We start from the raw sequence: 19,211 nt of genomic DNA, 5'->3' as shown, positions 1-19,211 counted from the left end.
CGCGGCGCCCGGCCGGCCGAACCGGGCGCCGGGGCTCAGTGCTCCTCGGCGAGGATCAGGTAGAGCTTCTTCCGGGCGTCGTTGACGACGGCCAGCGCCTCCTGGCGCTGCTCGGGAGTGCCGGTGGTGTACACCTGCCGAAACGCCTCGGCAAGCGCGAAGCCCGACTGCCGGACCTCCTGCAGCGCCTCCCAGTCGACCCCGCGCCCGGCGTCCTCCCAGGGCGCGTCGGGCCCGGACTCGGCCTCCTCGCGCCCCGCGTCGGTGAGCGAGAACAGCTTCTTGCCGCCCTCCGTGGCACTGACGATCAGCCCTTCGTCCTCCAGCATTTGCAGCGTCGGATAGACCGAGCCGGGACTCGGCTTCCAGGCCCCGCCGCTGCGCTCGGAGATCTCCTGGATCATCTCGTACCCGTGCATGCTCCGGTCCTTGAGCAGCGCCAGAATCGACGCCCGCACGTCCCCGCGCCGCGCCCGCCCCCGCGGCCCGCCCCGCCCCCGCCCGAAGGGCGGCCCGAACGGCGGCCCGAACCCGCCGAAGGCCGAGCGACGCCCGTCGCGCGGGCCATATCCGTGTCCATGGGATCGCATGGACATCACCTCTTCCAGATCTCTTCTACGATCGATTGCGACACGTCAACGATATATCGCCAACAGTCGCAAGGCAATCCCGCCGTACGGTCCGGCGCAGGAGGGAGCGAGTCCAGCGGCGGGACTCCACGCGGCAGGCGCGGTTCGCGCGCTTCGCCGAATCCGGTCCGCGCGGCTCAGCAGCGCGTGCACGACGGCACGTCACCGGGTCTGCGCGTCGAAGGACTCGTCGTGCGCCGGCGCCTCGTCGGCCAGGGGTGGACCGGCAGCGGGCCTCACCGGATCACCCACGCCACGGGCATCCCGCTCGCCACCGTCCTGAGAGGCGTTCTACTCCGGCACCACCGGCGGCAGCGGTTCGCGGGCTGCGTGCCAGGTGGAGGGGAGGGTGGCGACGCCCGTGCGGGCGGCTATCACCCCGCCCGCCATCGCGCAGGTGGTGTCGATGTCGCCGCGCCCCGCGACCGTGGCCCACAGACCCTCGTGCAAGTCGTCGAGGTGCCCCGCCGCGCACCACAGCGCGTAGGGGACGGTGTCCGGTCCGGACATCCGGTAGCCCGACCCCAGGACCTCCGCGGCGTGCCGGACCGAGGCGCTCTCCGGCATCCGGGCCGCGATCCGCACTCCCGATCGGACGTCGCCGTCGGGGAGCCGTTCGGCGACCGCCCGGAGGAAGTCCGGCCGGGCCGGAGGGTGCCCGCCCCGGCTGCGGGTGGCCAGCGCCGCGGCGAGGGCGACCGCCACCGCCGCGGCGACCGCCTCCGGGTGATGGTGCGAGACCGCACCCTGGAGGGCGGCCTGCTCGGCGACGGCGTCGAGGTCGGCCGCGTGCCAGGCGCCGAGCGGGGCTGCGCGCATGGCCGCGCCGTTGCCCCAGGAACCGTGGCCGCCGAACTGGCCGGAGACCACTCCCGCCAGGGCTCGCCCGCGCCGATCCGGCGGAGCACGTCGTGCATCGAGGCTCCGTAGCCGCGGTGCATGTCGTCGGTGTAGGCCGCCGCCAGCCGCAGGGCGAGGCGGTCCTGGTCGACGGCCCCGCCGCCCTCGGCGAGTTCCCGTACGAGGACGAGCGCCTGGGCCGTGTCGTCGCTCCACCGCCACACCGCTTCCGGGGGCAGCGTCCGCGCCTCCAGGGCCGCCGGACCGTCCCGGCGCAGGATGCCGAACCAGCGGTCGCCGAAGGCGTCACCGAAGGCGAGCCCGTGCAACGAGTCCAGCGCGGCGGTGGGCATCTCGATCACCGGGGAAGTATCGCAGCGCCGACGGCGCTCCTCCACGCGGATTTCGGCGCGGACACGCTTCGGATCCGGGCGTGATCCCGGACGGCCCCCCGCCCCGGACGACACGAAGCCCCCGGGGAGCCGTTCGCTCCCCGGGGGTCCGTTGCCGCCGTTACGGCCGTCTCGGCGTCAGCGGATGTTGACGTCGATGCAGGCGTAGAAGGCGTTGGACGTGTCGTACACGTTCCACACGGCCAGGACCTTCTGCCGGCCGGTGATGTTGCCGAAGTTGACCGTGTGGCTGAACTGCGAGGGCGGCTGCGCGCCGCCGTCGTTGAACTCCGCGACCTTCTGGCCGCCGACGAAGTACTGCCATGTGCTCGTGCGGTGGTTGGCGGTGATCTGCCAGTTGAACGACTGCGTCCTGTTGATGGTGGTGACCGCCCAGCCCTTGCTGTCGTCGTTGAGCTCGGCGAACCGGCTGTTGCCGCCGTGGCAGCTCGTCAGACCCTTGGGACCCTCGACGCTCTGGGGCTCCCACTGGATCTGACCACACGAGACCGTGCCCGCTTTGCACTGCTGCTGCCGGCTGGGCGGCGAGGTGATCCAGCCGTGTGCACTCGCCTGCGGGGCCGGGAGGGCGAGGACGACCAACGGGGTCACGGTCGCGGCGACGATCGCTGCACGCTTTTTGAGACTGCGCATCTTGTCTCTCCCTGCATGGGGGGCATTGGTCTAGACTTTATCTATTGTCAGACCACCGTCAAGACTGTGGACCAGGGAGAATTGGCCGCCGGCAGCAGCCCACCGGGCCGGAGCCGTTCAGTCCGTAGGCAGCCACCCCACCTTCCCCGCCAGCAGCGCGTACCCCACGAACGCCACGATGTCGATGAAGGCGTGTGCCGCCACCAGCGGCCCCACACGGCCCCACCGCCGGTACAGCAGGACGAACACCACGCCCATCACCGCGTTGCCGATGAAGCCGCCGATCCCCTGGTACAGGTGGTACGTCCCGCGCAGCAGCGAGCTGGCCGCCAGCGACGCCGTCGGGGTCCAGCCGAGCTGGTCCAGCCGCCGCAGCAGATAGCCCACGACGATGACCTCCTCCACCACGGAGTTCTGCACCGCGGAGAGGATCAGCACCGGGATCTTCCACCACACGTCCGGCAGCGACTCGGGGACGACGGTCAGGTTGAACCCCGCCGCCCGCGCGCCCAGGTAGAACGCCAGCCCTGTGCCGCCGATCACCGCCGCCACGACGGCGCCCCAGCCCAGGTCGAAGCCCGGCCGCCGGCGGTCGAACCCCACGGCGCTCAGCCCGCCCGCGTACTCGCGCACCAGCAGGTACGCCACGAGCGCCACCGGCACCAGCGCGGTGGTGATCCCGAAGAGCTGCCACGCGAGGTCCAGCCATGGACGCCCGGGCGCGGCCGAGGAGTTGAGGTTGGCCGACTGCTCCTTCAGCCTGCCCGGCCGGGTCACCGAGCCGGTGAAGCTGATCAGGGCCGAGACCGCGCTCGCGCCCAGGGACAGCGCCAGCACCAGCAGCGTTTCGCTGATCAGCAGCCTGCGGGACTGGTCCTGCACTCGCTCCTCCAATTGGTCAATCCCTCCCCATGGGCCCCACTGTGTCGCTAGGGTCGCGGAAAAAACACGTGACCAATATGCGGCTGTCCGGGGGGACGACCATGGGACGACACAGCTTGCCCGATGCGTACGGAACGGACGACGCCGTGCTGCGGCGCAGCGTACGGGGCCGCGCGGTGGTCATCGCGACCGCCCTCGTCCTGGCGATCGGCGCGGGGGCGGTGGTCGCCGTGCAGACCGGGCTGCTGCCGGAGGACGACCCGTGCGCGGGTGCGGACCTCGAACTCGCCGTCGTCGCCTCGCCCGACATCGCCCCCGTCGTCCGCAAGACCGCCGACCGCGCCCGCAAGGCGGGGCTGAAGTCGGACGGCCGCTGCCTGGACATCGAGGTGAGCGCACGGCCGGCCGCGGAGGTGGCCCAGGCGCTGCGCAGCAAGGACACCCGGCCCGACTTCCAGGTCTGGATACCCGACTCCAGCATGTGGACGGGCATGGTCACCGCCGGCGGCGGGAGCGCGAGCATCGACGAGGTGACGCGCCTGGCCAGCTCGCCCGTGGGCGTGGCCACCCTCCCAGAGGGCGCCCGCAAACTCGGCTGGCCCGAGCAGACGTACGGCTGGGCCGCGCTGACGGACGCCGCGATGGGCGACGACGCCGGCCTGCGTCTCGGCACCGCCGACCCGGCCGTGAGCGCCACCGGCGCGCTCGCGCTCACGGCGATGCACCGCGCCGGCGGCAAGAACGCCGACACCCGGACCGCCGCCACCGCCAAGCTGCTCGCCGAGCGGGTCCAGCCCGGCGACACGGCGGTGCTGGCGTCGCTCCCGGACTCCGGCCTGGACGACCCGCGGGACAACGACGCGCTGTTCCTCTCCGAGCAGGCCGCCTTCCGCCACAACGCGGGCGCGGGCACCGGCGGGCGGCTCGCCATGTTCTACCCGGAGGGCGGCACGGTCGCGCTCGACTACCCGTACACCATCGTCAACAACGACGCCATGGCGATGGACCGAGTCCGCGCCGCCAGCCGCTTCCAGCGGCTCCTGACCGACCCCAAGGCGGCCGACCTGCTGCGCCGGCAGGGCTTCCGCTCCCCCGAGGGGCGCCTCGACGCGGATCTGGCGACGGCCGCCGGCGGCGCCGCCCCGCAGCCCTTCGACGCACCGCCCGCCGAGCCGCCGTCCCCCGACGAGGTGGCCTCGGTCCTCGGCATGTGGACCGTCACGGTGCAAAGCGCCCGGCTGACGACGGTGGTCGACGTCTCCGGCTCGATGGGCGAGCCGGTGCCGGGCGAGCCGGGGCAGACCCGGATGGACGTCACGAAGAACGCGCTCATCCAGGCGCTCTCGCAGTTCACCGGCGAGGACGAGATCGGTCTGTGGCGGTTCTCCACCCGGCTGGAGGGCGAGCAGGACTACGAGGAGGTCGCCGGCACCACGCGGCTGGCCCAGCGCACCGACGACGGCACCAGCCACCGCGAACGCCTCGCGAGCGCCTTCGGCGGCCTCCAGCCGGTGCCGGACGGCGCGACGGGCCTGTACGACACGGCGCTTGCGGCATACGAGCGGCAGGTCAAGGAGTACACGCCCGGCCGCTTCAACGCGGTCGTGCTGCTCACCGACGGCACCAACGAGGACCCGGGCAGCATCTCCGCGGCGGACCTCGCCGCACGGCTGCGCGAGGCCGCCGACCCGGAGCGGCCGGTGGGCCTGATCGCGATCGGCATCGGGCCGGAGGCGGACATCGAGGCGTGCGGGCGGATCGCGAAGGCGGTCGGGGGCGAGTCGTACCGGGTGACCGATCCGAAGGAGATCCACGCGGTGCTGCTGCGGGCGGTGACGGACGCCGGCGCGAAGGCGGCGCTGTCCTGAGCCGTACGGACCGGGGCGCAGGCCGTACGGACCCGGACGCGGCCCGTATCTACGGCCGCTCCGGCCGTACGCGCCGGCCCCACCGCGTCCGCCACCGGGCCCGGCGTCAGTCCACCGGCCAGCGGTGCACCGGCTCCTCCGTACGGGTCAGCTCCACATAACGCCGCGTCATCTCCGCGAGTGCCGCCCCGCGGTCCAGCCCCCGGCCCAGCGCCCGGTGGAACGCCGCCGACTGCCAGGACGCCCCGTTGACCCGCCGCCGGCAGCGCTCCTCGATGACGCCGAGGTAGCGGTCCCGGTCGGCGGGGTCGACACCCCAGGCGTCCAGCCCGGAGGCGGCCATGGGCAGCAGTTCGTCCAGGACGAGCTTGGCCACCGGCATCCGCGCCACCCCGCCGAGCCGCCGCCGCCCCGGCCACACGAGGGTGGCGTCGATGCCGTCCCGGCAGGCGGCGGCGAAGTTGGCCGCCGCGCCGTCGAAGGGCATCCGGCCCCAGACGGGCCGCTGCTCGTCGGCGAGGGTACGCACCAGCCCGTAGTAGAACGCCGCGTTGGCGACGACGTCGGTGACGGTCGGGCCCGCGGGCAGCACCCGGTTCTCCACCCGCAGGTGCGGGACGCCGCCGGCGATGTCGTACACGGGCCGGTTCCAGCGGTAGACGGTGCCGTTGTGCAGCACCAGTTCGGACAGCTCCGGCACCCCGCCCTCGTCGAGCACGCGCAGCGGCTCCTCCGCGGAGCACAGCGGCAGCAGCGAGGGGAAGTAGCGGATGTTCTCCTCGAACAGCTCCAGCGGCTCGGTGACCCAGCGCTCGCCGAACCACGCCCGCGGGCGCACGCCCTGTGCGCGCAGCTCCGGCGGGCGGGTGTCGGTGGCCTGGAGGAACAGCTCGGGCCGCGACTCGCTCAGCAGCTCGCGGCCGAAGACGAAGGGCGCGTTGGCACCGAGCGCGATCTGCACGGCCGCCGCCGCCTGGGAGGCGTTCCAGACGTCCGCGAACCTCCCGGGGGTGACCTGGAGGTGCAGTTGGACGGAGGTGCAGGCGGCCTCGGGGGCGATGGAGCCCGTGGTGTACGTCAGCTCCTCCACCCCGCGCAGGTCGAGGTGGATCTCCTCGCCGCGGGCGGCGAGGATCTGCTCGTTGAGCCGGTGGTAGCGGTCGACCTCGGAGAGGTTGGCGGAGACCAGGTCGGCGGCGGTCAGCGTCGGCAGGATGCCGATCATCACGATCCCGGCGTCCACCTCGCGCGCCTGCCGGTCGGCGTACCAGAGCCCGGTGCGCAGTTCCTCCGCGAGCTGGTCGAGCACCCGGCCGCCGAGCCGGTGGGGCGCGATATTGACTTCCAGGTTGAACTGGGCGAGCTCGGTCTGGAAATCGGGGCTCGCGATGCGCTCCAGCACTTCCGTGTTCATCATGCGCGGCATGCCGTCCGCGCCCACGAGATTCAACTCGATCTCCAGCCCCATCAGATTCTGCGGGCGGTCGAATCTCTTCTCCTCCAGCAGTCGCTCCAGCCCCGCGAGACACTCGCGGAGCCGCTGCCGATAGCGCTGGCGGTCGGACAGGTCGAACCCGCCGGCCACGACCTTCTCGCCCATCGAGGTTCCTCCTCGGCTCGGCTGCCCGGGATGATGCCCAGACGCGGGTACCCTGACGCCCGCAGCCGCCGTATCGTCGGCTACGCTGGCCGCCCGCGCCGGACGGCATCGTTCCGACTGCACACCGTCGGACTCACGCGGTAGCGCTCGTCGATTGGTCGCAATCACCGACGAGATCCGGCCGACCCCGGGTGCCGGCCGTTACCGCGCCCGTCAGGCGATTCTCGCTGATCTTCCGGAAACACCAGAGGATATTCGACCGAGAATCCTCTTGCGCAATTCACCCGGACGGCGGGGTGGAAGGACTTCCACCGGTAGTCGTATAAAATTCGCGAACGAGGCAGAGAGTTGGCGCCCCCTTGCACGGACGCGGTCCCCTCTGACCCCGCTAGCAGACAGCGCCGTCCGCATCTTGCCCCCTGCTCTGCTCCACGTCTGTCGAAGGTAGGCGACCCCTATGCCGCTCAGCGTCCTTACGCCCCCCTCCCCGGCTCTGCGCTGCGTCAACGCCGCGCTGAAGTCCCCGACGGCGGTGCGCGGGACCCGCATGCTCGCGCCGGTGTCGGGGGGCCCGGCGGACACGACGGACGCGCTGCCCGTCCACGTCCTCGACGAGGTCGGCGCCGCGGACGCCGCGCCGCACGCGGCGCTCACCGGCTGGCGGTTCCACCTCGCCGCCGAGGGCCGGGTCGTCGCCGCCGCGGAAGCGCGGATCACCCCGGACGGCTGGGCGTTCTCGCACTTCTCCGAGGGCCCGTACGTCGCCTCCACCCAACGCGCCCTGCGCCAGGCCGAGTCGCTGCCCGCCCTGCTGCAGCCGCGGCTGCTGTCCGTGCCCGAGCTGTACATGGTGACGCTCTGGCTGCGCGCCGACGCCGCCGCGCCGGCCGAGTCGGGCGCGATCGACCCGGCGGATCTGCTGGTGCCGCTGGCGCCCGCCCCGCCCGGCATCCGGGCGTACGGCGCGCACCGCGCCGGCGACCTGCTGCCCGCGCTGCGCGACCGGCTGGCGGGCGCGCGGCTGCTCGGCTCCTCCGCCTGATCACGGCGAGGTCACGGTCTGATCACCGCTGTGGACTAGTCCACTCCGGCCGGTGCACCCCCCGAAAGGATGGTCTTGCACCGAGCAACCGCCCGCGAGGGTGATGCGTCTTCTGCCCAGGAGACCTCCTGCCGGTAAATCCCTGCGGATTGACGCGCGCGGGGGAACACTGGTTGCGGAACGAGTCGACACGGGGGCGGCGATGACATCTGCAGACCGCAGGACCGAGACCACGAAACGGCGAGAGTACCCAGCCATGTGCCAGCACCAGCCACCCTGTCCCACCGCCCAGTCCACCGACCGGGAGGCGGCGCGCCCGGTGGCGAACCACCCGGGGCAGGGCTGGAGCCTGCTCTGCAACGGCGTTCTGCTGTTCGAGGACACGGGCGAGCTGCTGCCCGACGGCCGGATCATCGCGCCGCACCGGCCGCCGAACGCCGACGACGTGACCGCCGCGGCCTGACCGGCCCGGCCGGCTCAGGCGGCGCACCCGGCAGGCGCACGCCGGCCGGGTGCGCGCGGCCGCGCACCCTTCCCGCACGCACGAGCTCCGCACGCCCCCGGCCCGGCGCGGGACGCCGGGCCGGGGCAGTGGGTGTACGGGCGTACGTCAGGCGTCGTACTCGTCCAGCGGGGGGCAGGAGCACACCAGGTTGCGGTCGCCGTAGGCACCGTCGATCCGGCGCACCGGCGGCCAGTACTTGTCCGCGGGCGTCACCCCGGCCGGGAAGACGGCTTCCTCGCGCCCGTACGGGTGCTTCCACTCCCCCGCGAGCTGCGCCGCGGTGTGCGGCGCGCCGACCAGCGGGTTGTCGTCCTTGTCCCATTCCCCCGTGCCGACCCGCTCGATCTCCCGCCGAATCGCGATCATCGCCTCGCAGAACCGGTCGAGTTCGCTCAGGTTCTCGCTCTCGGTCGGCTCGATCATCAGCGTCCCGGCCACCGGGAACGACATCGTCGGGGCGTGGAAGCCGTAGTCGATCAGCCGCTTGGCCACGTCGTCGATGGACACGCCGGTCGCCTTGGTCAGCGGCCGTACGTCGACGATGCACTCGTGCGCGACGAGCCCGCCGGGACCCGTGTACAGCACCGGGAAGTGCGGTTCGAGACGCTTGGCCACGTAGTTGGCGCCGAGCACCGCGACCTGGCTGGCGCGGCGCAGCCCGCCCTCGCCCATGAGCTTCATGTACGCCCACGAGATCGGCAGGATCCCGGCCGAGCCCCACGGCGCCGCCGAGATCGGGCCCACGCCCGTCTCGGGGCCGGCGGCGGGCTGCAGCGGGTGGTTCGGCAGGTACGGGGCCAGGTGCTCGCGGACCGCGACCGGGCCCACCCCGGGGCCGCCGCCGCCGTGCGGGATGCAGAACGTCTTGTGCAGGTTCAGGTGCGAGACGTCGCCGCCGAACTTCCCGGGACCGGCGAGGCCGACGAGCGCGTTGAGGTTGGCGCCGTCCACGTACACCTGGCCGCCGGCGGCGTGCACGGCGTCGCAGATCTCCGTGATGTGCTCCTCGAACACGCCGTGCGTGGAGGGGTAGGTGACCATGAGCACGGCCAGTTCGGCACCGTGCTGCTCGATCTTCGCACGCAGGTCGTCCGCGTCGACCTCGCCGTTCTCCGCGGTCTTGACGACCACGACCTTCATGCCGGCCATCACCGCGGAGGCGGCGTTGGTGCCGTGCGCGGAGGACGGGATGAGGCAGATCGTACGGCGCTCGTCGCCGTTGGCGCGGTGGTACGCCCGTACGGCCAGCAGACCCGCCAGCTCGCCCTGCGAGCCGGCGTTGGGCTGCAGGGAGACCTTGTCGTAGCCGGTGACGGCGGCCAGGCCGTCCTCCAGCTCGCGGATCAGGGTCAGATAGCCCTCGGCCTGGTCGGCGGGCGCGAAGGGGTGCAGCCCGGCGAACTCGGGCCAGGTGACGGCCTCCATCTCGGCGGTCGCGTTGAGCTTCATCGTGCAGGAGCCGAGCGGGATCATGCCGCGGTCCAGCGCGTAGTCCCGGTCGGAGAGCGTGCGCAGGTAGCGCAGCAGGGCGGTCTCGGAGCGGTGCCGGTGGAAGACCGGGTGGGTCAGGTACTCGTCGGTGCGCAGCAGCCCGGCGGGCAGCGCGTCGTCGGTGGCGGCGTCCAGCTCCCCGACGTCCCGGCCGGTGACGCCGAAGGCGTCCCAGACGACGTCCAGATGGTCGCGGACGGTGGTCTCGTCGCAGGAGATGCCGACGTGGTCGGCGTCGGCGAGACGGAGGTTGACGCCGGCGTTGCGGGCCCGGGCGGTCACCTCGGCGGCCCGGCCGGGGACACGGACGGTGACGGTGTCGAAGAACGCGTCGTGCACCACGTCGGCGCCGCCGGCCCTCAGACCCGCGGCGAGTATCGCGGCGAAGCGGTGGGTGCGCCGGGCGATGGCCGCCAGGCCCTCGGGGCCGTGGTAGACGGCGTACATCGAGGCCATCACCGCGAGCAGCACCTGCGCGGTACAGATGTTGCTGGTGGCCTTCTCGCGGCGGATGTGCTGCTCGCGCGTCTGGAGGGCCAGCCGGTACGCCTGCGCGCCGTCCGCGTCCCTGGAGACGCCGACGAGGCGCCCGGGCAGGCTGCGCGCGAACTTCTCGCGTACGGACATGTAGCCGGCGTGCGGACCGCCGAAGCCCATCGGAACGCCGAAGCGCTGGCTGGAGCCGACCGCGATGTCGGCGCCCAGCGCCCCGGGCGAGGTCAGCAGGGTCAGCGCCAGGAGGTCGGCGGCGACGGTGACGACGGCGCCCAGCTCCTGCGCCCGCTCGATGACGGGCGCGAGGTCGCGTACGGCACCGGAGGCGCCCGGGTACTGCAGCAGCACGCCGAAGACGCCGCGCTCCGCGGCCTCCGCGGGGATGCCGTCGGCGAGGTCCGCGACGACGACCTCGACGCCGGTCGGCTCGGCGCGGGTGCGCAGCACCGCGACGGTCTGCGGCAGGGTGTCGGCGTCGACGAGGAAGACGCCGTCCTTGACCTTGCCGACGCGCCGGGACAGGGCCATCGCCTCGGCGGCGGCCGTGCCCTCGTCGAGGAGCGAGGCACCGGCGGTGGGCAGCCCGGTGAGGTCGGAGACGACGGTCTGGAAGTTGAGCAGCGCCTCCAGCCGGCCCTGGGAGATCTCCGGCTGGTACGGGGTGTACGCCGTGTACCAGGCGGGGTTCTCCATGACGTTGCGCAGGATGACGGGTGGCGTGTGGGTGCCGTGGTAGCCGAGGCCGATCATGGACGTCAGCACCTCGTTGCGCGCCGCCAGGCCGCGCAGCTCGGCCAGCACCTCGGCCTCGGAGCGCGCCGTGGGCAGCGTGAACGCACCGGTGCCCTTGATCGAGCCGGGTACGGCGGCCTCCGTCAGCTCGTCCAGCGAGCCGTAACCGACCTGGGCGAGCATCTTGGCCCGATCGGCCGTGTCCGGGCCGATGTGGCGCTGCTCGAAGGGCGTGCCGCGCTCCAGGGCGGAAAGCGGGATGCGGTGGGCGTTCGTCTCGGACAAAGGGGCCTCCTGGTCGCGCGGACCTTCGCGGATGCCCCTGGGCCGGGCACCCGTACGGCCTCCCCCTCTGTCATCCGGACCTGAGAGCTTCACCGGTACGCCCTGACTGGGCGCGGCCCGGCTTGCACCGTCGGTGAGGAAGGGCCGCGCGGCGGCCCGCCCTGCTTTCCAGAGTGACCTCGTCCGTGCGGTACGGGGGCCTGAGAGATTCCGGGGAGGAGTTGCTCCTTCGGCGCCTCCGGCTGGCGGACGGAGGACTCTCCCGCACGGGGTCTGCAGCCACGATCAGCGTACCAGCGCACGCTCCCGCGCATCCCGGCGCGGGCGCTCGTTCCCGTGCGCCCCGGCCGGCGCCCGCCGAGTGGCCGCGAGGCGCGATGTGCCGTTACGTGGAGGCAGCGGAGCTGTGACGAGACGTGGGAGGCACCGTGCAGACCGACATCGACCCCCGGAGCCTGATCGGCGTGCGCGCGTACGACAGCAACGGCGACAAGCTCGGGACCGTCGACGAGGTGTACCTCGACGACGCCACGGGCGCCCCGCAGTGGGCGGCGCTGCGCACGGGCCTGTTCCACCGGGACGCGTTCGTGCCGCTGGGGCCGAGCGAGCTGGCGGACGAGGGGCTGCGGGTGCCGTTCGAACGGGAGCTGATCAAGGACGCGCCGGAATTCGGCGTCGGCCGGCACCTCTCCCCCGCGCAGGAACTCCAGCTCTACCACCACTACGGCATGACGCTGCCGCCGGACGTCGCCAACGCCCACCCGCGGCAGCAGCGGGCGCAGGACCGGGACTTCGGCGAGGTCGCCGGCTCCGACGACTGATCAGCCGCCGGGCACCAGCGGCAGCGGGTCCGCCGGCTCCAGCGCCGGGTCGTCCGAGGCGAACGTGCGCACCCGTCCGGGCGCCGAGCCCGGTACCTCGAACCGCACCGTGACCCGGCCGACGCCGCTGCCCTGCACCCAGCCGGGGCCGTGCTCCGCGTGCCGCACGTCCAGCCCCGGCAGCCAGCGCGGCGCCGCCGGCTCCGGCTCCGCCGTGGCGGGCGACGGGGGCGGCTCCGGCGGCGGCAGCGCCACCGGCCCGTCGGCGTCCACCGGCCCGTGCCGCACCTCCGGCGCCTGGCCCGCCTGCGCGAACAGGTCCTCCTGCGTGAAGTCCGCGAGCCCGCTCACCCCGACGCCCAGCAGTCGCACGCCCGCGGTCGTTTCGACGCTGTCCAGCAGCCGCAGCGCCGCCTCGGTGACCACGGCCGGGTCGTCGGTGGGCCCGCGCAGGGTCTCGGAGCGGGTGAGGGTGGAGAAGTCGTACCGCCGGACCTTGAGGACCACCGTGCGGCCGGAGCGCCCCGCGCCGCGCAGCCGCGTCACGCACCGCCGCGCCAGCCGCTCGACCTCCGTACGGATCCGGACCCGGTCGGTGAGGTCGACGTCGAAGGTGTCCTCGACGGAGACGGACTTGGTGTCCCGGTCCGCGACCACCGGCCGCTCGTCCAGGCCCAGCGCCATCACGTGGATCCCGGTGCCGTGGGCCTTGCCCAGCAGCCGCACCATCTCGTCCTCGCCGGCGTCCGTGACCTCCCCGACCGTGGTGATCCCGGCCCGGCGCAGCGCGTCCGCCGTCGCCGGGCCGACGCCCGGCAGCGTCCGCACGTTCATCGGCCCCAGCAGCGCCCGCTCGCCGCCCGGCGGGACCACGACGAGACCGTCCGGCTTGGCCAGCTCGGAGGCGACCTTGGCGAGCATCTTGGAGGCGGCGAGCCCGACGGAGCCCGTCAGCCCGGTGGCGGCGTGGATGTCCGCGCGCAGCCGCCGCGCCACGCCCCGCAGCGCCTCCTCCTCGGCGGGCGTGCCGCCGGCTTCGAGGTCGACGAACGCCTCGTCCAGGCTCAGCGGCTCCACCAGCGGCGACAGCGCCCCGAGCAGCGCCATGACCTGGCCGCTTACCTGCTGGTAGAGCCGGAAGCGGGGGATGAGGAACGCGGCGTTCGGACAGAGTCGGCGGGCCATGCCCATGGCCATCGCCGAGTGCACCCCGAAGACCCGCGCCTCGTACGACGCGGTGGCCACCACGCCGCGCGGGCCGAGGCCGCCGACGATCACGGCCTTGCCCTTCAGGCTCGGCTTGGCGACCTGCTCGACGGCGGCGTAGAACGCGTCCATGTCCAGGTGCAGGACCGACGGCGCGCTTCTCACACGGTGATGGTCCCCCATGGGTACGACATCGGCCCGCAGCGGCCGTCCGGCGGCCCCTGACGGCGCCGTACGGGCCGGGAGTGCGTGCCCTACGGGACGGGGCCCCGGAGGGGCGTCAGCCGGCGCGGGTGCGGCGGCGTGCCAGCTCGTCGGCGGCGTTGTGCCCGACCAGCGTCTCGCCGGTGTCGATGCGCTCCGCGTGCAACTGTGCGAGGGCCGCCTGCACGTCGCTCCAGACCACGCCGACGGCGATGCCGAAGATCCCCTGGCCGCCCTGGAGCAGCTCGACGACCTCGTCGGGGGACGTGCACTCGTAGACCGTGGCGCCGTCGCTGATGAGCGTCATCCGCCGCAGGTCGGCCGGGTCGGTGGCGCGCAGGTGGCGTACCGCCGTCCGGATGCTCTGCAGCGAGACCCCCGCGTCCAGCAGCCGCTTGACGATCTTGAGTACGACGACGTCGTGCGAGCCGTAGAGCCGCTGCGCGCCCGAGCCGTGCGCGGGGCGGACGCCGGGCTCGACCAGCCCCGTACGGGCCCAGTAGTCGAGCTGGCGGTACGTGATGCCGGCCGCGGCGCACGCGGCGGGCCCCCGGTAGCCGACCTCGTCCGGAGCCGCCACGGCGGCCTGCGGCCGCCTCGCGGGCTCCGCGCCATGCCCGTGCAGCGGAACTGGTCCGCCCCCTCCGGCCGATCTCCCGCCGCCCGTGACCACCACGCCGACCTCCCGCTCCCTGACCTGCCTCCCGACGGTAGGCAGTCGCCCCGGGCGCGTCAACGAACGCCACACGGGGCACGCCGGGTGCTGATCACCCTACGGGTGGTTTGACGACGCCGCTCGCACGGTAGGCCCGGGCGGGCCACCGCGGGCGGCTCTCACTGGGGGTTCGTACCGAAGTCCTCGGGCGTGATCTGGTCGAGGAACTCGCGGAACTTCTCCACCTCGTCCTCCTGCTCGTCCGGGATCGAGATTCCCGCGTCGTTGAGCACTCCCTCGCTGCCGTAGATCGGCGTGCCGGTGCGCAGCGCGAGCGCGATGGCGTCGGAAGGGCGGGCGCTCACCTCGGCGCCGCCCGAGAACACCAGCTCGGCGTAGAACACGCCCTCCCGCAGGTCCGTGATCCGTACCTCGGACAGCTCCTGGCCGACCGCTTCCAGCACGTTCTTGAACAGGTCATGGGTCAGCGGGCGCGCGGGGGTCATGCCCTGCTGCGCGAAGGCGATGGCCGTCGCCTCCCCCGGACCGATCCAGATGGGGAGGTACCGGTCGCCGCCCACTTCACGCAGGAGAACGATCGGTTGGTTCGAGGGCATTTCCACGCGGACACCCACAACGTCGAGCTCGTTCACACAGCAACCCTAGGCCGACCCCGGCGGTTTTGGGTAGTCGAGCACGGGACCGGTCAGTTGCCGGCGACCCGCAGTGAGGACCGTACGAGGGTCGTGTGCAGCCGCGCGGACAGCTCGATCAGCCGTTCGGCGGTGGATTCCGCATGGGCCCGCGTCTGCGGGCTGCGGTGCCGCCGCAGCGGGCCGATGACCTGTTCGACGAGGCCGGCCTCGCGGTCGGCGGCGGCCTTGAGGCCGCGCAGGTGGCGCGCCTGCAGCCCGTAGCTGCCCAGCTCGGCGACGAGGCGGGCGACGGCGGCCGCGTCCGCGTCGTAGAGCCCGTCGGCGTCCGGGGCGACGAGGCCGAATTCTTCCCAGGACGCCAGCTCGTCCTCGCCGACGGCGGCGGTGCGCAGGAGCGTCGCGCGGTCGATACGGGGATCGTGCGGGGCCTCCGCGGCGGCGGAGGCCCCGGTCCCGGCCACGGGCTCGGCGTCCAACTGCTCACGGATGACCTTGAGCGGCAGGTAGTGATCCCGCTGCATGCGCAGGATCCGGGCCAGCCGCTCGACGTCCGCGGCGCCGAACTTGCGATAGCCGCCCGGCGAGCGCTGCGGCTCCACCAGGCCCTCGGACTCCAGGAAGCGGATCTTGGAGATGGTGACCTCGGGAAACTCCTCGCGGAGCACGGCGAGGACGCCCCCGATGCTCAACTGCCGGTCGCGCGCCCGGCGTCGTTCCGGCCGGTCCGCTTCCGGAGCGGCGGTGCCGCCCCTCGGGGTGTCGCCCATCGCTTCCGTCCCGTGGTCGTCTGCTCCCCGCCGTCAGGCGGTGCGCCGGCTGGCGAAGAAGACCAGCCGGAACTTTCCGATCTGCACCTCGTCCCCGCTGGTCAGCTCGAACTCGTCGATCCGCTCGCGGTTGACGTACGTGCCGTTGAGGCTGCCGACGTCGGCGACCGAGAACCTGGCGTCAGGGGTCCTGCGGAACTCCACGTGCCGCCGGGAGACCGTGACGTCGTCCAGGAAGATGTCGCTCTGCGGATGGCGCCCGACGGTGGTCAGCTCGCTGTCCAGCAGGAAGCGGGCCCCGGAGTTGGGGCCGCGGCGGACGACGAGCAGCGCGGAGCCCGCCGGCAGCGCGTCGACGGCCGCCTGCGCCTCGGGCGACAGCGGCGGCAGCGTCTGCCCGCCGCTGGCGACCTCGGCCTCGTACGCCTCGATGCCCGAGATGGAGATCGTGGTGGTGGTCTCCGAGGGACGCTCGGCCACACCGGCCCGCAGCGGGGCGCCGCAGTTGGAGCAGAACCGGCTCGCCTGGGCGTTCCGGGCCCCGCACCTGTTGCATACCGGCAGGTCCATGGACTGTGCCTCCTGCTGCGGAGCGCCCGCAGCGGCGTCGGGCGGATGCGAGCCGGGGGCGAACCCTCTACCCGCACTTGAGGTTGACGGTTCCCCGAAACCTATGCGGCCCGATGCGGCAGGGTCAACATATGACTCGCCCTGACCACCCGGAATGTCGCCGGGCGGCGGAGGCGCCTGATCCCGGTACAAGGCACGCTCGCCGGCCTCGCCGCCCTGGGACGCGGCGCGGTGCCGACCCGGCCGATCCGCCGAGCCCCTCCCGAACAACTTAGCGAACAACTTCACGGGCGATTTCCCCTTGACCGTCGGACAGACCCGTGCGCGAGCAGGTCACTCGACACGCGCATCAGCGGCACCGGACATTCACTGAACGTCCACAACCCCCGGACAGTTTCCCTTACGCGACCGCAGCCGATGCGTCGACCCCTCGTAACCGTGAGGTTACGACGACGACCGAGCGTAGTCAGGCCGCTTCTCCCGCCGCAAGGCGTCCACGAGGACCGTGTCCCGGGGCTCGATGGACACCGTAGCCTGCTCCTCCTCCATGGTCTGAACCACCCCACCGGGGATGTTCAGCGCGGGCTCCAGATCCTCGGCGCGGCCGATCACGCGGAAGACATACGGCTGGGAGACCCTGCGGCCGTCGATCGCCACGTCGCTCTCGCCGGCGTCGGCGAAGTGCGTGCCCGCGACCACGCGCACGCCGTTGATCTGGATCGCCTCCGCGCCGGCGGCGCGCAGCTCCTGGATGGTGTCCAGCAGCATGTCCGCCTCGACGGCGCCCTCGGGGCCACGGACGGTGATCTCGATGCCGGGACCCTCGGCGGCGACGGTGCCGGCCAGCACGCCGAGCTGGCGCTCCTTGGCCTCCGTCTGGCGGCGCGCCTCCTCCGCCTGGTCGGAGCTGTTCTCCAGCTCCGCCTTCTGGTCCTCCAGCCGCTCGCGCTCGTCCTCAAGACGCTGGGTGCGGTCGTCCAGTTCGTCGAGGATCCGTACGAGGTCCTCCTGCCGGGCGCCGCGCAGCGCGCTGGACTCGCCGGTGGAGCGGACCTGGATCGCCAGGCCCAGGCCGAGGACGAACAGCAGCAGGGCGACGATCAGTTGGGAGCGGGTCAGCCGGAGCGGCCACACCGCGTCGACCAGGCGGCGCCGGCCGGCGCCGAGCGACGGCTCGGGCGGGGCCGGCGGCTCGGGGGGCGCGGAGCGCTCCGCGGGCGCCGTGCGCTCCGGTGGCGGGGACCCGGGGAGCTGCGGCGCGGCGGGCCGTTGCTGTACGGGCGGACGCTGCTGCTGCGCCGACGGGCGCTGCTGCCCCGGGGGGCGCTGCCCCGGAGGCTGCGGTGCCGGGGCCTTCCGGGGCGGCTGCTGTCCGGGGGACCGCTGTGCGGGCGGTTGCTGTCCGGGCTGCCGCTGTACGGGCGGCTGCGGCCCCTCGGACCGCTGCGGCGGTGGCTTGCGCGGCGGCTGCGGCGGCTGCTCACGGGAGGCGTGGCGTGGCGGCTGTGCCGGCGGCTGGTCGCGCGAGTGGCGCGGCGGCGGATGCTCGCGCGAGGCGTGCCGCGGCGGCTGGTGCCGGGGCGCCGGCGGGCGCGGCGGTGTGGGCGGTACGCCCGGCGTGCCCTGCGGGTACGCGGCGGGCGGGTCGCCCGGGTGCGGGGAGTTCGGCGGAGTCTCGTCGGACACGGGCATCACGCCTGGAAGACGTGCCGCCGGATGGCGGCGGCGTTGGAGAAGATCCGGATGCCCAGGACGACCACGACGCCCGTGGAGAGCTGCGCGCCGACGCCCAGTTTGTCGCCGAGGAAGACGATCAGCGCGGCCACGACGACGTTCGACAGGAACGACACCACGAAGACCTTGTCGTCGAAGATCCCGTCGAGCATGGCCCGCAGCGCCCCGAAGACCGCGTCGAGCGCGGCGACGACGGCGATGGGCAGGTACGGCTCCAGGCCCGCCGGCACCACGGGCTGGACCACCAGGCCCATGACGATGCCCGCGACCAGGCCCAGTACGGCGATCACGAGGGGTTGTTCTCCTTCGGTTCTGCGTGGCGTAGGGACAGGCCGGTGGCGGCCGGCAGCCGGAGGTCGTCGCGTGCGGAGATCCCGGCCCTGATGCCGTAGTTGTCCTGGAGCACGTCCAGGTAGTGGCCGTCGGCGTTCTCCCGGAACCGCTCCAGGAGGCGCTCGCCGTCGCCGATGGCCAGCACCGTGTACGGCGGCGCCAGCGGGCGGTTGTCGACGAGGATGGCGTCGCCGGCCGCGCGGATCGCCGACAGGGCGGTGAGCCGGCGGCCGTTGACGGAGACGGCCTCGGCGCCGGCGAGCCAGAGGCCGTTGACGATGCGCTGCAGGTCGCGGTCGCGTACCCGGCCGTCGTCGGCGAAGCTCGTGGAGCTGCGCGGGCCGCCGGCCGCGCCGGTGCCCGCGTCGGCGGCGTCGTCGACCACGAGGCGTACGCCGGGGCCCTCGGCCTGGGCGGCTCCGGCCAGCAGCGCGAGCAGCGCCGCGTGGTCGCTGCCGTTCTCCTCCAGCGCTTCGCGCTGCCGGTCGGCCACCTCGCCGTGCAGTTGCTCCACCGTCCGGTCGAGGTCGTCCGCCGCGGCGGTCCGGTCCTCGACCCGCTCGATCAGCTCCTCGCGCTCGCGGGCGAGGTCGGGCGCATCGATCCGCGCCTCGGCGGCGCCGACGGTGAGGACCAGCGCGGTCAGCACCAGGCCGGCGGCCAGCCAGGCCCGCCCGCGCAGGCGCTGCGGAAGCCGCTCGCCGCGCGGGCGGGCGCCGTGGCGCGCGGCGGCCTCGGCGTACCCGTCGTCCAGGCTGTGATCCATCAGCCGGGTCAGCAGCGACATGGAGGCGTCCGGACGGGGGCGTGCCGGTGCGCTGCTCCGTTCGGGGGGCTGCTGCGGCATGCC

16 protein-coding genes, 2 pseudogenes and 1 riboswitch are annotated in these 19,211 nt (G+C 73.4%); of the genes and pseudogenes, 4 read left to right on the top strand and 14 right to left on the bottom strand.

Annotation, left to right across the window (positions count from 1 at the left end; genetic code table 11):
• Nucleotides 1-35: 35 nt before the first annotated feature.
• From ABGA99_RS04275 to ABGA99_RS04260, 4 genes and pseudogenes are all read right to left on the bottom strand, one after another.
• The gene (locus ABGA99_RS04275) at nt 36-590 is read right to left on the bottom strand and encodes a PadR family transcriptional regulator (protein WP_347579150.1); all 555 of its coding nucleotides are present in this window, start codon (nt 588-590) and stop codon (nt 36-38) included.
• 330 nt (nt 591-920) lie between these two features.
• Nucleotides 921-1,822: pseudogene (locus tag ABGA99_RS04270) on the bottom strand (ADP-ribosylglycohydrolase family protein).
• 177 nt (nt 1,823-1,999) lie between these two features.
• Entirely contained in the window at nt 2,000-2,515 is a 516-nt protein-coding gene (locus ABGA99_RS04265) for a lytic polysaccharide monooxygenase auxiliary activity family 9 protein (protein WP_347579149.1), read from the bottom strand.
• Nucleotides 2,516-2,632: 117 nt separating this feature from the next.
• Nucleotides 2,633-3,397, bottom strand: coding sequence for a CPBP family intramembrane glutamic endopeptidase (locus ABGA99_RS04260; protein WP_347582169.1), 765 nt, complete (start codon nt 3,395-3,397; stop codon nt 2,633-2,635).
• A 101-nt stretch (nt 3,398-3,498) separates the two neighbouring features.
• On the opposite strand from ABGA99_RS04260, the gene ABGA99_RS04255 reads away from it, so the two are divergent.
• Complete coding sequence (locus ABGA99_RS04255) at nt 3,499-5,265, top strand: substrate-binding and VWA domain-containing protein (RefSeq protein WP_347579148.1); 1,767 nt, start codon at nt 3,499-3,501, stop codon at nt 5,263-5,265.
• 106 nt (nt 5,266-5,371) lie between these two features.
• On the opposite strand, the gene ABGA99_RS04250 is transcribed toward ABGA99_RS04255, so the two are convergent.
• Complete coding sequence (locus ABGA99_RS04250; protein ID WP_347579147.1) at nt 5,372-6,865, bottom strand: glutamate--cysteine ligase; 1,494 nt, start codon at nt 6,863-6,865, stop codon at nt 5,372-5,374.
• Between the two features lie 457 nt (nt 6,866-7,322).
• Between ABGA99_RS04250 and ABGA99_RS04245 the strand changes: the two genes are divergently transcribed.
• A complete protein-coding gene (locus ABGA99_RS04245; protein WP_347582168.1) occupies nt 7,323-7,907 on the top strand; it encodes a hypothetical protein in 585 nt (194 codons plus the stop codon).
• 256 nt (nt 7,908-8,163) lie between these two features.
• Nucleotides 8,164-8,370 carry a DUF5999 family protein gene (locus ABGA99_RS04240; protein WP_347579145.1) on the top strand — a complete coding sequence of 69 codons (207 nt, stop codon included), beginning with the start codon at nt 8,164-8,166 and terminating at the stop codon, nt 8,368-8,370.
• 147 nt (nt 8,371-8,517) lie between these two features.
• Here the strand turns inward: ABGA99_RS04240 and gcvP are convergent, their stop codons facing one another.
• The gene (gene gcvP / locus ABGA99_RS04235) at nt 8,518-11,415 is read right to left on the bottom strand and encodes an aminomethyl-transferring glycine dehydrogenase (protein ID WP_347579144.1); all 2,898 of its coding nucleotides are present in this window, start codon (nt 11,413-11,415) and stop codon (nt 8,518-8,520) included.
• Nucleotides 11,416-11,593: 178 nt separating this feature from the next.
• A riboswitch (glycine riboswitch) is annotated at nt 11,594-11,690 on the bottom strand.
• Nucleotides 11,691-11,831: 141 nt separating this feature from the next.
• Between gcvP and ABGA99_RS04230 the strand changes: the two genes are divergently transcribed.
• Nucleotides 11,832-12,236: a PRC-barrel domain-containing protein gene (locus tag ABGA99_RS04230; protein ID WP_347579143.1), complete on the top strand. Its 405-nt coding sequence runs from the start codon at nt 11,832-11,834 to the stop codon at nt 12,234-12,236.
• On the opposite strand, the gene ABGA99_RS04225 is transcribed toward ABGA99_RS04230, so the two are convergent.
• The 8 genes and pseudogenes from ABGA99_RS04225 to ABGA99_RS04190 form a co-directional block, all read right to left on the bottom strand.
• Nucleotides 12,237-13,607, bottom strand: coding sequence for a DNA polymerase IV (locus ABGA99_RS04225; RefSeq protein ID WP_347579142.1), 1,371 nt, complete (start codon nt 13,605-13,607; stop codon nt 12,237-12,239).
• 115 nt (nt 13,608-13,722) lie between these two features.
• Nucleotides 13,723-14,271: a MerR family transcriptional regulator gene (locus tag ABGA99_RS04220; protein WP_347579287.1), complete on the bottom strand. Its 549-nt coding sequence runs from the start codon at nt 14,269-14,271 to the stop codon at nt 13,723-13,725.
• Between the two features lie 209 nt (nt 14,272-14,480).
• Nucleotides 14,481-14,954, bottom strand: coding sequence for a bifunctional nuclease family protein (locus ABGA99_RS04215; protein ID WP_027769953.1), 474 nt, complete (start codon nt 14,952-14,954; stop codon nt 14,481-14,483).
• A gap of 53 nt (nt 14,955-15,007) precedes the next feature.
• Nucleotides 15,008-15,724 (bottom strand): MerR family transcriptional regulator, encoded by a 717-nt coding sequence (locus tag ABGA99_RS04210; protein WP_347579141.1) that lies wholly within the window; start codon nt 15,722-15,724, stop codon nt 15,008-15,010.
• A gap of 33 nt (nt 15,725-15,757) precedes the next feature.
• Complete coding sequence (locus ABGA99_RS04205) at nt 15,758-16,576, bottom strand: FHA domain-containing protein (protein ID WP_347579286.1); 819 nt, start codon at nt 16,574-16,576, stop codon at nt 15,758-15,760.
• 162 nt (nt 16,577-16,738) lie between these two features.
• Nucleotides 16,739-17,452 (bottom strand): annotated as a pseudogene (locus ABGA99_RS04200) (DUF881 domain-containing protein); the annotation flags it as partial.
• A 533-nt stretch (nt 17,453-17,985) separates the two neighbouring features.
• The gene (locus tag ABGA99_RS04195; RefSeq protein WP_027744874.1) at nt 17,986-18,318 is read right to left on the bottom strand and encodes a small basic family protein; all 333 of its coding nucleotides are present in this window, start codon (nt 18,316-18,318) and stop codon (nt 17,986-17,988) included.
• Nucleotides 18,315-19,208, bottom strand: a complete 894-nt coding sequence (locus ABGA99_RS04190) for a DUF881 domain-containing protein (protein ID WP_347579140.1) — start codon at nt 19,206-19,208, stop codon at nt 18,315-18,317. Before ABGA99_RS04190 ends, ABGA99_RS04195 begins: the two co-directional genes overlap by 4 nt.
• Nucleotides 19,209-19,211 lie beyond the last annotated feature (3 nt).

Source organism: Streptomyces sp. B5E4, from assembly GCF_039871555.1.
Classification (GTDB): domain Bacteria; phylum Actinomycetota; class Actinomycetes; order Streptomycetales; family Streptomycetaceae; genus Streptomyces.
Note: the sequence above shows the minus strand (reverse complement) of the source record. Positions and strands in the feature narration are given on the sequence as shown.

Bases quoted from the DNA above. Each gene is read 5' to 3' on its own strand.
- ABGA99_RS04190 (WP_347579140.1), bottom strand. From the start codon at position 19,208: ATGCCGCAGCAGCCCCCCGAACGGAGCAGCGCACCGGCACGCCCCCGT.
- ABGA99_RS04210 (WP_347579141.1), bottom strand. From the start codon at position 15,724: ATGGGCGACACCCCGAGGGGCGGCACCGCCGCTCCGGAAGCGGACCGG.
- ABGA99_RS04265 (WP_347579149.1), bottom strand. From the start codon at position 2,515: ATGCGCAGTCTCAAAAAGCGTGCAGCGATCGTCGCCGCGACCGTGACC.
- ABGA99_RS04245 (WP_347582168.1), top strand. From the start codon at position 7,323: ATGCCGCTCAGCGTCCTTACGCCCCCCTCCCCGGCTCTGCGCTGCGTC.
- ABGA99_RS04255 (WP_347579148.1), top strand. From the start codon at position 3,499: ATGGGACGACACAGCTTGCCCGATGCGTACGGAACGGACGACGCCGTG.
- ABGA99_RS04250 (WP_347579147.1), bottom strand. From the start codon at position 6,865: ATGGGCGAGAAGGTCGTGGCCGGCGGGTTCGACCTGTCCGACCGCCAG.
- ABGA99_RS04275 (WP_347579150.1), bottom strand. From the start codon at position 590: ATGCGATCCCATGGACACGGATATGGCCCGCGCGACGGGCGTCGCTCG.
- ABGA99_RS04240 (WP_347579145.1), top strand. From the start codon at position 8,164: ATGTGCCAGCACCAGCCACCCTGTCCCACCGCCCAGTCCACCGACCGG.